Origin of the sequence: Bacillus sp. FSL M8-0063, assembly GCF_038005545.1 — a bacterium.
Classification (GTDB): Bacteria; Bacillota; Bacilli; order Bacillales; family Bacillaceae_G; genus Bacillus_A; species Bacillus_A wiedmannii.
Window position 1 is genome coordinate 1,736,924 of the sequence record NZ_JBBOTJ010000001.1, and the last position, 15,207, is coordinate 1,752,130.

11 protein-coding genes, 1 pseudogene and 2 other annotated features (1 of these 14 running past the window's edge) are annotated in these 15,207 nt (G+C 35.2%); all 12 genes and pseudogenes read left to right on the forward strand.

Annotated features, from left to right (window positions below; translation table 11 throughout):
* The first annotated feature begins 72 nt into the window (after window positions 1-72).
* On the forward strand, window positions 73-720 hold the full coding sequence (locus MKX31_RS08830; protein ID WP_000165957.1) for an HD domain-containing protein: 648 nt from the start codon (window positions 73-75) through the stop codon (window positions 718-720).
* A complete protein-coding gene (locus MKX31_RS08835) occupies window positions 717-2,612 on the forward strand; it encodes an ABC-F family ATP-binding cassette domain-containing protein (RefSeq protein WP_064473952.1) in 1,896 nt (631 codons plus the stop codon). Before MKX31_RS08830 ends, MKX31_RS08835 begins: the two co-directional genes overlap by 4 nt.
* Window positions 2,613-2,687: 75 nt before the next feature.
* Complete coding sequence (locus MKX31_RS08840; RefSeq protein WP_001260655.1) at window positions 2,688-3,419, forward strand: Bax inhibitor-1/YccA family protein; 732 nt, start codon at window positions 2,688-2,690, stop codon at window positions 3,417-3,419.
* Window positions 3,420-3,573: 154 nt separating this feature from the next.
* A complete protein-coding gene (locus MKX31_RS08845) occupies window positions 3,574-3,828 on the forward strand; it encodes a DUF4318 domain-containing protein (protein WP_000975142.1) in 255 nt (84 codons plus the stop codon).
* Window positions 3,829-3,986: 158 nt separating this feature from the next.
* Window positions 3,987-4,325, forward strand: coding sequence for a single-stranded DNA-binding protein (locus tag MKX31_RS08850; RefSeq protein ID WP_064473950.1), 339 nt, complete (start codon window positions 3,987-3,989; stop codon window positions 4,323-4,325).
* Window positions 4,326-4,489: 164 nt separating this feature from the next.
* Complete coding sequence (locus MKX31_RS08855; protein ID WP_064473949.1) at window positions 4,490-5,617, forward strand: conserved virulence factor C family protein; 1,128 nt, start codon at window positions 4,490-4,492, stop codon at window positions 5,615-5,617.
* 3 nt (window positions 5,618-5,620) lie between these two features.
* Complete coding sequence (locus tag MKX31_RS08860) at window positions 5,621-6,004, forward strand: thiol-disulfide oxidoreductase DCC family protein (protein ID WP_262787107.1); 384 nt, start codon at window positions 5,621-5,623, stop codon at window positions 6,002-6,004.
* 83 nt (window positions 6,005-6,087) lie between these two features.
* The gene (locus MKX31_RS08865) at window positions 6,088-6,522 is read left to right on the forward strand and encodes a BrxA/BrxB family bacilliredoxin (protein ID WP_000063705.1); all 435 of its coding nucleotides are present in this window, start codon (window positions 6,088-6,090) and stop codon (window positions 6,520-6,522) included.
* Between the two features lie 49 nt (window positions 6,523-6,571).
* Entirely contained in the window at window positions 6,572-7,348 is a 777-nt protein-coding gene (locus MKX31_RS08870; protein ID WP_103655002.1) for a class I SAM-dependent methyltransferase, read from the forward strand.
* A gap of 40 nt (window positions 7,349-7,388) precedes the next feature.
* Window positions 7,389-7,603: a binding site (T-box leader), on the forward strand.
* Window positions 7,604-7,647: 44 nt separating this feature from the next.
* Window positions 7,648-9,336: an arginine--tRNA ligase gene (gene argS, locus MKX31_RS08875; protein WP_340980616.1), complete on the forward strand. Its 1,689-nt coding sequence runs from the start codon at window positions 7,648-7,650 to the stop codon at window positions 9,334-9,336.
* Between the two features lie 175 nt (window positions 9,337-9,511).
* A pseudogene (locus tag MKX31_RS08880) lies at window positions 9,512-10,376 on the forward strand (class I SAM-dependent methyltransferase).
* A gap of 318 nt (window positions 10,377-10,694) precedes the next feature.
* Complete coding sequence (locus MKX31_RS08885; RefSeq protein ID WP_103655004.1) at window positions 10,695-14,924, forward strand: bacteriocin-processing peptidase family protein; 4,230 nt, start codon at window positions 10,695-10,697, stop codon at window positions 14,922-14,924.
* Window positions 14,925-14,993: 69 nt separating this feature from the next.
* Window positions 14,994-15,207 (forward strand) — a binding site (T-box leader); it runs 26 nt beyond the window's last position.

The following is a 15,207-nucleotide window of genomic DNA, read 5'->3' on the forward strand; positions in this document are numbered from 1 at the left end:
GTATGGGCGGACAAGAAAATATGTGATGAAAAAATGCGGGCGTGTTACAATAAGTAACTGGGTGAAGATAAAATGACAAAACAAGAAAAGATTCAAAAAACAATTACTTTTGTAAAACATATTTTAGAAAAAGATGCGAGTGGGCATGATTGGTATCATATTGAACGCGTACATAAACTGGCGATTTCTTTATCCGAGCAAGAAGGGGGAAATCGTTTTATAATTGAAATGGCAGCATTACTTCACGATGTGGCAGATGAGAAGTTAAATGAAAGTGAAGAAGCAGGAATGAAAAAAGTTTCTGATTGGTTAGAAGAGTTACATGTTGAAGCAGAGGAAAGTAAACATGTTCTTCATATCATTGCCAATATGTCTTATAAAGGTGGTCATGGCGGTAAAGTGGATTCACTTGAAGGGAAGCTTGTTCAAGATGCGGATCGCTTAGACGCTCTTGGAGCAATTGGAATAGCTCGCACATTTGCGTATGGTGGAGCGAAAGGGAGATTAATGTATGATCCAACTATTCCTCCACGTGAAGTGATGACGAAAGATGAATATAGAAAAAATAACGATCCATCTTTAAATCATTTTTATGAAAAACTTTTGAAACTAAAAGACTTAATGAACACGAACGCAGCAAAGCAAGAGGCTGAAGTTCGTCATCGTTATATGGAACAGTTTATTGAACAATTTATGAAAGAGTGGAATGCACAAATATGAAAATGTTAACTGTGGAAAACTTATCGAAATCATACGGAGAAAAACCGTTATTTGATGGATTATCATGTAGTATTACAGAAGGACAACGTGTCGGAATTATTGGTGTAAACGGTACTGGTAAATCGACATTATTAAAAATTATTGCAGGGTTAGAAACTCCTGATACAGGTGATATGACGCATTCCCGTGGGTATACAATTAGTTATTTATCACAGCAACCAGAGTTTGATGAAAAACTAACAGTATTAGAGCAAGTGTTCCATGGTGATACACCTTTAATTCGTCTTCTTCGTGATTATGAACAATCGTTATTAAATATCGAAAAAGATCCAAGTAATGAAAAAGTACAGGAACAATTATTTGCAGTGCAGCAACGTATGGATGCGATGAGTGCATGGGAAGCAAATGCGAATGCAAAATCGTTATTAACGAAATTAGGAATTACTGATTTTACAGCAACTGTTGGAAACCTATCTGGTGGACAAAAAAAGCGTATTGCAATGGCGCAATGTTTTATTGAAACACCTGATTTATTAATTTTGGATGAGCCTACGAACCATCTTGACCATGAGACAGTTGAATGGTTGGAAGAATATTTAGCAAGATATAATGGTGCGGTATTACTTGTAACCCATGATCGTTATTTCTTAGATCGTGTGACAAACCGTATTTTTGAATTAGACAATGGTAAACTATATAGTTACGAAGGAAACTATAGTACATTTTTAGAAGCGAAAGCACTTCGTGAAGAACAAGAAATTGCGCAAGAATCAAAACGTCAAAACTTATATCGCCGCGAACTAGCATGGATCCGCCGCGGTGCAAAAGCTCGTTCGACAAAGCAAAAAGCACGTATTCAACGATTTGATGAGTTAAAAGGTCAAGAAGGACCAGCTGCAAAACAGTCAGTTGATATTGCGCTTAGCGGCAGTCGCCTCGGTAAAAAAGTACTTGAGTTAAAAGATGTAACGAAAAAATTCGGTGATAAAACGGTATTACACAACTTTAATCATATTGTGAAACCAGGAGATCGTATCGGAATCATTGGAGCGAATGGAAGCGGAAAATCTTCTCTATTAAATATGCTTGCAGGCAAGTTAGCTCCTGATAGTGGTGAAGTTGAAGTAGGACAAACTGTAAAAGTTGCTTATTATACGCAAGAAAATGAAGAGATGAATTTAAATCAGCGTATGATTGAATACATTAAAGAGATTGCAGAAGTTATTCATACGACAGATGGAAAAGTAATTGGTGCATCTCAAATGCTAGAACGTTTCTTATTCCCGACGCACTCACATGGTACACCGCTTGGTAAACTATCTGGTGGGGAAAGAAGACGTTTATATTTATTACGTATTTTAATGGGAGAACCAAACGTACTATTACTGGATGAACCTACGAATGATCTAGATACACAAACATTAACAGTACTGGAAGATTATTTAGAAGATTTCCCAGGTGTCGTTTTAACTGTATCGCATGACCGTTACTTCTTAGATAAAGTAGTAGATGAATTGTTCATCTTTAGTGGTGGAGGCGAAGTGCGTGAATTCCTAGGTAGTTATACGGACTTTTTAGAAATGGAAAAGACGAAAGAACTTATTGAGAAGGCGGAAGTTCAAAAAGAGAAAAAAGTGGTAGAAGAAGCTCCGAAACAACAACGTAAACGTAAACTTTCATACAAGGAGCAGCGTGAATGGGAAACAATTGAAGATACAATTGCCGAACTAGAAGAGAAAATTGAGTCAATTGGAGAAGAACTTGCGAAAGTTGGATCTGACTTCACAAAGGCACAAGAATTATCTGAAGCACAGCAAAAAACAGAAGAAGAGCTAGAAAAAACGATGGAAAGATGGAGTGAACTATCAGACATCGTTGAAGGATTAAAATAAAAACAAGCTGCATATATTGAAAAGTAAAGAGAAAAACTTTACACTATTGGTAGAACCTATTTTAGGAGGGAAAAAATGAGAACATCTAATCCAATGTTGAAAAAAGAGGCATTCCGTAAAGAGGGAGCAAGTGCTTCTGCGATGACGATTGGCGGAACAGTAGGCAAAACGTTTATTATGCTTATCTTGCTACTTGCAACGTCTGTCTATTCATACATACAGATGATGCAGGGGACGATGAAGATGCCAGTACTAATTGGTGCTTTAATCGTTGCGGCAATCATCGCATTTGCGTCTATGTTCTTCCCACGTATTTCACCTTTTGGTGCACCAATCTATGCGGCAGTAGAAGGGGTTGTATTAGGTAGTATTTCAGCGGTTTATACAATGAAGTTTGGCGATTCTATCGTTTTAAATGCTGTATTACTAACAATCTCAATTCTATTTGCAATGTTAGTGTTATATGCAACGCGTGTAGTAAAGGTAACGGATAAATTCCGTACAGGCGTGATGGCAGCAACACTTGGAATTATGGTTATGTATTTAGTCGTATTTCTACTAAACATGTTTGGTGTAACTGTTCCGTACATTCACCAAGGCGGTACAATTGGTATTATTATTAGTGCAGTTGTTATCGTAGTTGCTGCATTAAACTTATTACTAGATTTCGATTTAATCGAAAATGGTGTACGTAGTCAAGCTCCGAAATATATGGAGTGGTACACTGCGATGGGACTAATGCTTACATTAGTTTGGTTATACTTAGAAATTCTTCGTTTCGTTTCTTACTTTACGAAAAATGACTAATAAAAAAATCCTGCATGAAAAATGCAGGATTTTTTTATTTTCAAAGATAGAGTGAAATTTTAATCAGTGAGGCTTATACTGCCTGTTAATGCAAGTTAATTTCGGTAATGGTATAATATGGTTGTTGGTAACTCAAATTGAAGGGGGATGGAATATGATGAAAGAGAAGAAAGGGATTATGAAAAAACTATTTTCTAAAAGTTTTTTCATAGAACTAGAAGATGCTTTAACGTATCCATCATCAGAAGTTATTATTTCCGCTATCGAAAGGTATGCGGTTGAATGTCAGGAACAATTGAATTTTGAGAGTAAAGTTAAACCGATTACTTTTTACTTAGAAAATGTAATGTATCGTGTTGAGATAAAGATGGCTCGCGGTGGATATTACATTTCCTGTAGTGAAGTATAAATTTTGAAACCTTACATGTTTAATATATGTAAGGTTTCTTTTTTTCTTTTACAGCATATAAAATAATATTTTTTACTTTAAAATATATTATTTTACGTTTTTTACCCTTCATACATTTTTCTTTACAATAAAGAAAAATATGTGAGGTGGTATAACATATGATGAATCGAGTTGTATTAATCGGTAGATTGACAAAGGAGCCAGAATTATACTACACAAAGCAAGGGGTCGCTTATGCACGAATATGTGTTGCGGTGAATAGAGGTTTTCGAAATAGTTTAGGTGAGCAACAAGTAGATTTTATTAATTGTGTCGTTTGGCGCAGATCGGCTGAGAATGTAACTGAATATTGTACGAAGGCGTCTCTTGTTGGAATTACCGGACGTATTCATACGAGTAATTACGAGGATGATCAAGGTAAGAGAATATATAAAACGGAAGTTGTAATTGAGAGCATTACATTTTTGGAGAGAAGGCGGGAGGGCGCATCGCAATAAGATGGGATTTTAAACAATGGGTTTGGGGGAATTAGGTGGAAAGAGAAAGAATGAAAAGTATGATGATTGAAAGAAATCAGCAAGATAAAGCATCCGAGTAGGTTTAAAGAGGTGGAACATGTTACAATACAGCTAAGAACATGCAATAAAGGAGAGTTTTTTACGTGAAGATTAAAGCAATTGAACCGACGCCAAGTCCAAATACAATGAAAGTTATTTTGAATGAAGTATTACCATCAGGAGCGCGTAATAATTATACAAATGAAAATAAAGAACAAGCACCAATGCAAGTGCAAGAAATTTTGAAAATTGAAGGCATTAAAGGTGTATATCATGTAGCCGACTTTTTAGCAGTGGAGCGAAATGCAAAGTTTGATTGGAAAGTTTTATTACAACAAGTTCGTGCTGTTTTCGGCGAAGAGGTAGTAGAAGAGAGTGAAGGACAACAACTTGCTCATTTTGGAGAAGTGAAAGTGTTTGTTCAAATGTTCTTTACAATTCCAATGCAAGTAAAGTTAACAGATGGAACAACAGAAGAACGTGTTGGCTTACCAGATCGTTTTAAAGAATCAATTATGAAAGTTCAAATGTCTGCACCAAACGTTGTAAAAGAACGTAAATGGGTGGAACAAAGTACACGTTACGGTAATTTTGAAGAAATCGGGAAAGAAGTAGTGGAAGAGATTGTTGCTGCTTATTCAGAAGAACGTGTAAATGAAACAGTTAAAGAATTATTAAACCAGGCAGGTGCTGTTGAAGTAACGATTCAAAAGCGTGAGCCATATAAAGTAACAGAAGAGATGATGAAAGATGCTGACTGGAAAAACCGTTTTGCGGCATTAGAACAAATGGATCCTACTGAAGAAGATATGCTAGTGTTGCAGATGGCGTTAGATGATGAAAAAGTTTCGATCCGCCGTTTAGCAACAGCGTATTTAGGTATGGTAAAAGGTGATGGAGTATTGCCGTTATTATATAAAGCGTTATTAGATCGTTCAGTAAGTGTTCGCCGTACAGCGGGCGATTGCTTATCTGACGTAGGTGATCCAGCAGCGATGTTCGTTATGATTAAATCTCTGAAAGATTCAAGTAAATTAGTACGCTGGCGTGCAGCGATGTTCTTATTTGAACTTGGAGATGAAAGTGCGATTCCGGCATTAAAAGCAGCGCAGGATGATCCAGAGTTTGAAGTAGCGATGCAAGCGCGTCTAGCATTAGAGCGTATTGAAGGCGGAGAAGAAGCAAAAGGTTCTGTATGGAAACAAATGACGGAGTCTCGTAAAGGAGAATAATGTATGATTGTTTTCTATGATAGTTGGTGCCCGATGTGTACGGCGGTTGCAGAACGTACGAAAAAATTAGATAAAAAGGGTAAGATGAAATTTGTTTCATTTCGAGATGAAGATGTAGTTGAGAAGTATGAACTCTCTCAAGAACTACAAAGCAAGATGGAACAAAGATTGTATATTTTAAAAAATAATAAGTGGTATGACGGGATTCATAGCATACATGTATTAGCAAAGGCTTTTCCATCTTACTGGTTTGCCGTGCCTTTTATAAAACTATCTATTGTACTTGGATTTGGAAGTAAAGTATACGATTATATCGCTAACAATAGAAAACTTGTACCAGTTGGACATTGCCGTGAAGGGGTTTGTGAAATCCCTACAAAAAAATGAAATCATCGTAATCTTTCTTTTGCACCTAGTAATAGAGCGTGATATGATGAATTTGGAATGAAAGTTGAAGGAGAGATTACAAGATGTCAAATGCTTATGAAGAATACATGCGTCAAATGGTAATCCCAATGCGTCAAGAATTAGTGCGTTCTGGGTTTGAAGAGTTAACTACAGAAGAAGCTGTAACAGAATTTATGGAAAACACGGCAGGTACAACTTTAGTAGTTGTAAACTCTGTTTGTGGTTGTGCAGCTGGTTTAGCACGTCCATCAGCAGGTCAAGCAGTTGTTCGTGCTGAAAAACAACCTGATCATCTTGTAACTGTATTCGCAGGCCAAGATAAAGATGCTACTGCAAAAATGCGTGAATACTTCGGAGAAATTCCTCCATCTTCACCATCTATGGCATTGTTAAAAGGAAAAGAAGTTGTTCACTTCATTCACCGACATGAAATTGAAGGTGCAACTATGGACGAAATTATTACGAACTTAGAACAAGCTTTCGAAAAGAATTGCTAAAGAAGGGGGAGAGTAAATCTCCCTCTTTTCTTTATATAGAGGTGAAAAAATGATCGTAACAACAGCAGGAAGAACGAACAAAGAAATGACAGATTATGCAAACAAGGTAGCAGCAGAATTAAATCGTTCTTTCGTTAAACGTAATGACGTAACAGTACATAAACTGCATGAGCAGTATGAACAAGATGTACTTGTTGTAGGGAAAAACCGATTAGCTATTTATCCGAGAGGAACGGAAGAGTCGTTTTTCTTTCATCCAAACTCAGCGATGTTTCGTGTGAAAAGGTTAATGCGCGGAGAACATGATCCGTTTGTACAAGCCACGCAATTAGAGACCGGAATGACAGTGTTAGATTGTACGCTTGGCATGGCATCAGATAGTATTGTAGCTAGTTATATTGTTGGTGAAAGAGGAAAAGTAACGGGACTTGAAGGCAATGAGTATATGGCTTATATTATGGAAAATGGTTTGAAAACATGGTCTTCATCTGTTTCTGAAATTGATGAGGCAATGCAACGAATCGATGTGAAACAAACGGAGCATTACGCATTTTTAACACAATGTGAAGATAATAGTTATGATGTCGTGTACCTTGACCCAATGTTTGAAGAAACTGTTATAGAATCAGATGGAATAAAAGGATTAAAACACTTCGCTTTGTATCATGATATTACTGATGAAACAATTGCGGAAGCGAAGCGTGTGGCGAGAAAGCGTGTCGTTTTGAAAGATCATTTCCGTAGTTCTAGATTTGAAAAACACAATTTTCACGTATACAAAAGAAAAAGTGCTAAGTTTCACTTTGGTGTAATTGACCCTTGCTAATTGTTTGAAAAGATGTATAATAAGCAATAATTAATTAAATATACTGTCGGTGACGAAGAGAGTAGTCTTTTTTTGAAGGAAAGCGAGCTAGGGGTGGTGTGAGCCTAGTGCAGAAGAAAAAGATGAAGCGCACTTCGGAGATGCTTCTTGAACGAATAGTAGAGTAAGCCGAGGCCCCCTGTCCTCGTTATAAACGGGAAAGTGGTTCGTAATGAACAACAAGGGTGGTACCACGGGTTAAAACTCGTCTCTTTTTAGAGACGAGTTTTTTGTGTTTTAAAAATTAAGGAGGTTGTAGTATGGATTATAAAACGCAGTTTGCGGAAAGTTTATCTAATATTTTCACGAATGAATTAACACAAAACCAAATTTTAGATTTAATCGAAACGCCGAAACAAGATGAATTCGGAGATGCGGCATTTCCATGTTTTTCACTTGCGAAGCAATATAAAAAATCACCAGCTATTATCGCAAAGGAAGTTGCGGAGAAATTACATGATCTGTTCTTTACGAAAGTAGAGGCTGTTGGTCCTTACGTAAATGTATTTTTTAATCGTGAAACTGTAAGTGATGCAGTGTTAAAAACGATTTTAGCGGAGAAAGAAAAGTACGGTCAAAATCACTTTGGATGTGAAAAGACTGTAGTTATCGACTATTCCTCTCCGAATATCGCGAAACCTTTTTCAATGGGGCATTTACGTTCTACAATGATAGGGAATTCATTGAAACATATCGCTGAAAAATGTGGCTACGAAGTTGTAGGAATTAATTATATTGGAGACTGGGGCACACAGTTTGGAAAGTTAATTACCGCTTATAAAAAATGGGGAAATGAAGCAGTAGTTAAAGAAGATCCAATCCGTGAACTATTTAAGTTATATGTTCAATTCCATGAAGAGGTAAAAGACGACGAAGAACTAGAAGAAGATGGACGCGCTTGGTTTAAGAAATTAGAAGAAGGTGATGAAGAAGCGGTTGAGCTTTGGAATTGGTTCCGTCACGAATCCTTAAAAGAATTTTCTCGTATTTATGAACTTCTCGGTGTTGAATTTACTAATTTTCAAGGAGAAGCTTTTTATAATAACTTAATGGAAGATTTTATTGGAATTTTAGAAGAACATGATTTGCTTGAAGAGTCTGAAGGCGCGTTAGTCGTTAATTTAGAAGAAGAGGGAATGCCGCCTTGCTTAATTAGAAAATCAGATGGTGCGACGATTTACGCAACACGTGACTTAACGGCAGCTGTATACCGTCAAAACACATATGCATTTGATAAAGCGTTATATGTAGTTGGCCCAGAACAAAGTTTACATTTTAATCAATTTTTCACTGTATTAAAAAAGCTTGGTTACAATTGGGTTGAGGGCATGGAACATGTACCGTTTGGGTTCATTTTAAAAGACGGTAAGAAAATGTCGACACGTAAAGGAAGAGTTATTTTACTTGAAGAAGTACTTGAAGATGCAATAGACCTTGCAATACAAAATATTGAAGAGAAAAATCCAAACTTAAAACAAAAAGAAGAAGTAGCAAAGCAAGTTGGTGTAGGGGCAGTTATTTTTCATGATTTAAAAAATGAGCGTATGCATAATATTGAATTCTCATTAGAAAATATGCTGAAATTTGAAGGTGAAACAGGACCGTATGTACAGTACACACATGCACGTGCTTGCTCTATTTTAAGAAAAGAAAGTGTAGAATTTGAAACGTGTACGTTTGCATTAAAAGATGATCATAGCTGGAGTGTCGTAAAATTACTTAATAAATTCCCACAAGTAATTGAGGCAGCCTTCAACAAAAATGAGCCATCAATCATTTCGAAATACGTATTAGATCTAGCACAATCGTTTAATAAATATTACGGAAATGTACGTATATTGGAAGAGAGTAAAGAGAAAGACAGCAGACTTGCATTAGTGTATGCTGTGACAGTTGTCTTAAAAGAGGGGTTACGATTACTTGGGGTGGATGCTCCTGAGGAGATGTAAAATAAATAGGTATACGTATCATAGTAGATATGTATGCCTATTTATTTTTATAGAAAATATGAAAGCAGAAGTTTTATTTTATTAAATCTAAATTTTTCTAGAATTGTTTCAGGTGTAGGAATGTCCTTATTAAATGGAGAATTGTAATGTCATATATAAAAAGGAGGTGTTAAACTTGGAAACATACGATTGGAACAGTAAATTAAAATATTTAAAAAACACGAGAGATTTATATTACAATGACGATTATGTCAGCTTTTTAGTAAATACAGTTTGGAAGATTACTAAGCCATTACATATCGTTGATTATGGTTGTGGATATGGTTATTTAGGCGTAGTATTAATGCCTTTACTTCCAGAAGGATCAAAGTATACAGGCATTGATAGTGGAGAAACATTACTAGCTGAAGCGAGAGAGTTGTTTCGTTTACTTCCGTATGAGACAGAATTTCTTGAGGGAGATGCTACAGAAATTGAATTGAACGATACATACGATATAGCAATTTGTCATGCTTTCTTATTACATATGAGTTCGCCAAAAACGATACTACAAAAAATGATACATTCAATTAAAAAGGGCGGAAAAATAATCTGTTTTGAACCACATTGCATATCAAATATGTCTTCATACTCTTTAGATGGAGAGAATCAATCGGAAATTATTAGGCTAGGTGCTTTGCAGAAGTTATTTGAAAGTGACATGCAGAGAAGCGGAAAAGATGAAAATACCGATGTTTTTAAGTGAACTAGGCGTAAAAAATATTGAATGTAGAGTAAGTGATAAAGTGAACTTTTTAGATTCTAATATGCACCATAATGATAAACAAAGGTTGTATCATTCATTAAAAGAAGAAGGGATTGCAGGGGATCCGGGTGATAAACAGCATTTTATAGAACGTTTAATGGCTAGAGGGCTAACATATGATGATGCGCTAACTCAATATGAAGCTGAACTACGATTTTTTAAAGCATTTCAATTGCATTCTTCTTTAGTATATGCACCGAATATGAAAATTACATTTGGTGAAATAGAATGTTGAAAGATAGCGGTTTATTGAGGATTGTCATTTTTTATCGGTAAGTCGATATCCACCGTATAATTGCTGATATATTTGAATTATCGCCGATATAATTTTATGTACTCATTTCAGTTTCAGAAAGATAAGATTCTCATGTTATGTTATTCCATTTAATTAAACAAAATATGGAGAAAAACAATCATTTTTACTATATTTTGTTATAAATTTGAATAATATTAATTAATACCATCCATTATAAGAGATTTTAGTTGAATACCTACAATATGATGTGTAAAATCTAAGCAAGTAGCAGTATAAATAAATATTCGAGGTGAATACATGCTAGATTTTAAGCAGTTAGATGCTTGTTTGAAAGACAAGAGATTTATAGATGGATTACAGGAAATAAATAATGAAATTTCATATATAAAAGAAAAGAATGCTTTATCTTATTTGAAGAATTGGCTTGCTAGTGTTCCTTCGCATAAGGAGTTTGACATATTAATACGTCTTACTGATGAAGGGCTTATGCACCAATACAGTTCATTCCTCATTCGCTACGCCTACAAAAAATTCCCAAATATGAGAACGCTCTCTTTATATTGTGATGAGTTAATTGATGAGCGGAAAATACTTGAAGTAGAACAGTTGTTAAAAGACTCATTAGAAGAGGTAAATAAAGAAGAAATAGAAGCTGATCTTTTAGCGAAAACATATTTTACGTTAGTACGATGTTTGTTGGAAATGAAACGAAATGAAGAAGCCCTAATCTATATGCAAAAGGCAGAGGAGTACAGTTCACGTGCCGTATTTGATAAATGGGGCTACGTCTATATGCATACAGGTGAATGGGAGAAAGCAGAAGAACAATTTATAGCTGGCATGCAGCATAAAGATTGTGAAGAGTTATCTACCTATTTATTATCACAGTTATATGCGAATCAAGGAGAACAAAAACGTGCTTTACAGCTAATTGATGATGCGATTGTAAAGTTCCCGCAAGTACCATATTTTCATTTTGAAAAGGTAAAATATTTATTAGATTTAAGGAAGTATGAAGAAATGTTAGCGGTAATAGATAATATAAATAATCAGCTTCCTTATCATGCGTATAAAGCTTACTTTGTACATTTACGTGCAGAAGCGCTTTACAAAATGAATAAACTTGTAGATTTACAACAGTTATTAAAAGAAGAAAAAAGTTTAAAAGAGTCTTTATATCATAATTTAGAAAAAAATCCAGATGGAAAAAAGGTGCACTTACCGATAGTTCCGATTGTACAAAAGGATAATTATTGTGTTCCGACAAGTTTAGAAATGATGTTGCAATTATGGGGAGAAAAACGTACACAAGATGAAATAGCAGAGTTTATTTTTGATATGACAGGCTCAAAGTTTTCAGATACTGTTTCTTATTTAGAACAATTAGGTTATGAGTATCGTTATTTTAAAGGTAATGAGGAAAATTATAAGAGACTGCTGGATGAAGGGATTCCTGTTTTATTAAGTATAGATATTGAGCATGCTTCACATGTACAAGTGCTATCTGGATATGATGATACGTTACAAGCTTTTTATGTTCAAGATCCGAACTTTATAGAACCAGTTATTGTGGAATATAGTAAGTTACAAGAAAAATATCGTTACACAGGTTGTTTAGCGATTACGTTTGTTCCGAAAGAAAAGAAGGAGCGATTAGCATTTTTAAATGAAGAAGAAAATCATTATTTTAAATCTGTTTTTTCTCTTACGGATCATTTAGATGAACATGATAAAGAGGGGATTCATAACTTAGTACAATTTTTAAAAGAGACGAGTGATAATCCGAATACGTGGTTATATACGGTTAAGCATTTAGATGTTGAAGTAGATAATGAGTTTATTATATGTTGTATTGAAAAGTTAATGGAGAAGTTTCCAAACTCAGATTTTGTTAAATTGCATGGTGCGCAGTGCTTTATTCGCCTTCAAGAATTAGAAAAAGCCGGGCAAATGCTGACAAGTGTTGAGAAGAAAAATAATCGTGCTTTATATCATTTAATAAACGGAAGATATGCTTTTGAACAGGAGAGTTATATAGAAGCGATTTCAAGTTTTCGTTCATCATTACAATTAGACGCAGATCAGCCGATTACTTGGAGTTTTCTCGCTTTATCATACATGTATATCGATCAATCTGAAAAGGCGTTGCAGTTTTCTCAAGTTGCTTTAGAACGTAGTCCAGAAAGATTCACTTTAACGAATCACGGATTAATATTAATAGATTTAGAAAGATATGAAGAAGCGTATGAAATTTTTAATGACCTATTAAGAGAGAATAAAAATGAGGCACATGTATGGTATGAGCGCGCGAGATGTGCGCATCATTTAGGGAAATTACATTTAGCGATAAAAGGGCTTAAAGTAGCGATTTATTTGGATAGTAATGCACCTTACATCTATACGAAACTTTCGGAAATATACGAGTCTGATTTGAAGGATGAGGAAAGTACGAAAGAAATTTTATTAAAAGGTATTGAGAATTGTGACGATAAGGCACCTCTATATGTAAAACTCGGTGACTATCATTTTCAAAATGATAGTCTGGAAGAAGCAGAAACATTGTATAATCGTGCATTAGAAGAAAATCATGATGATGTTTATTCTCACTTTGGACTTACGCAAGTTTATATGGCGAAAGAACAATACAAGGAAGCGAAACAATATATTCTCGGTATTGAAAAACAAATTGAAAAGAGCCAAGATTTTCTTATGAATGCGGGAATGGTTCTATGGGATGCTGAGGTTGAACTTGGTGGAAATGAAGAAGGGTTTAAAGTAGCTTTGTCTAAGTTAGAGAGTGGTATAAAACAGAGCGAATATAATGTGGCAAGTGCGTTAGATGAATATGTGAATCGAATTAAAGGAACGGTATTTGTACAAAGAGGTATAGCATTCTTAAGAACGTTACACAAAGAAAGAAATGAAATAAGCGAATACGGTTGTTATACAGGTATTTTATATGAATCTATTGGGCAGTACGGCCAAGCGATGAAAAGGTATAATAAGGCGATAGAACAAAAGGAAACGGCATTACCTTATTACCGAATGGGTGAAACACTTATGGTATTAGGGCAATTGACGGAAGCAAAACAAGCGTATGAAACATGTTTAGAGCTTGATGAGAATTTCGAAGGTGTACATTTACAGCTTGCAGAAATATACGAAAAAGAAGAAAATCGTTCTAAAGAACAAAGTCATATGGTTCAGGCTATGAAAGAAGAGCCGATGCATATTAATATGGAATATTTGGCGCAGCTTTCAGTAGAAATGAGTCTTCAGGAAGAGTTACTGACAGAACTAGAACAATTAGCGGACGAAGCACCTGAAATATGGCGATTAGATGCGATTGCATATGTGTATGGAGCGATGGATGAAATAGATAAAGAACAAGCACAGATTGAAGAGGCACTTCAATTAGATAGTGAGCATATAGAAGTTCTATATCATTATGCCAAAGTGTTAGTGAAAAAAAGAGATGAAAAAGCAATTGAAATTGCAATGAAAGTTATACAAAAAGATGCAAATAATGAACGAATATTTGATGTGTATGTAAAAGCGATAGAACAACATAAGAAATTGTCTAACATACGAGATTTTCTTCATACATTAAAGGTGAAGAAGGCAGAAAGAAGTATGGCATTTATGTATGCTGCATCTGCGGTGACGGAAAGATGGATTGAACGTCAACAAAATGAACAGCCGAAGAAATCCATAATTACGAGAGCTTTTTATCGTATGAAAAACCGTGCGAAAGAAATTTCGATTATTACTACAATCATTGATTTGTATGAAATTTCGTTAAAGTTAAATCAAAAAAATAGTATGGCAGCGCAGCGATTTTCACTATTTTACGAGAATGTGGCGATGTATAAAGAGGCGAAAGATGTATTGCAAACATCGTTAGAAAATAAATGGGATTACGATGTAGCGAAGCAACTTGTAAATCTTTTCATAGCGTGTGAGGAAGAAGATATGTTACGGGATGCTTCAGAAATAACGAAGCAAATGGTTCGAGAGTTACCAGATGATTATGATACGCTTCTTTTACAAGCGCAAGTATTCTTTAAAATAGGAGAAGAAAGAAAAGCAGAAAAGATTACCTTACAATTAATGGAGCAAACACCGTTTGTAAGTAGAGCGTTTCTTGCTTTAGGAGAAATGTATCAAAGTCAAGAAAGGTTTGAAGAGGCAATTCATGTATTAGAAAATGCTTCTATACATCATCCAAATGAAGCAGCAATTCTTCTTTCTTTAGCATCTTCGTATCATGGTGCCGGACAAACACTAAAGGCAGAAAAAATAACAAATGATGTATTAACAATAGATGCGAGTGATTTGTTAGCAAGATACGATCGCGCTTGTTATTTAGCACAGTTAAACAGAATTGAAGAGGCGAAGGAAGAGCTTGAAATTGTTCTTCGTGAGGATGAATCAGGATTCTTTGCTGAGCTTATTGAAGAAGATGAAGATTTAGCTGGAATACAAGAATTTGAGAAATTGTATAGGAATAGTGAAAAAAGGATATAAATAAATATATATTTCGAATTAGTTGACAATTTATTGCCCAATGGCATAAAATAGCTTTTAATAAAGTATACAAATCTGAAGACGAGAACGAGTAAAATAATGAATTGTTCCCCAGAGAGCCGGTGTATAGCTGAAAGCCGGTGTGCAGACATTATTTGAAAATCATCTCCGAGGAGCCGAGGCTGAAAATAAGTAAGCCCGGACGGATGTCTACCGTTACAAAGAACACGTATGATAGTACGTTGCTAAGTGCTATTAGCGAAGAGCTAATAGAATTAGGGTG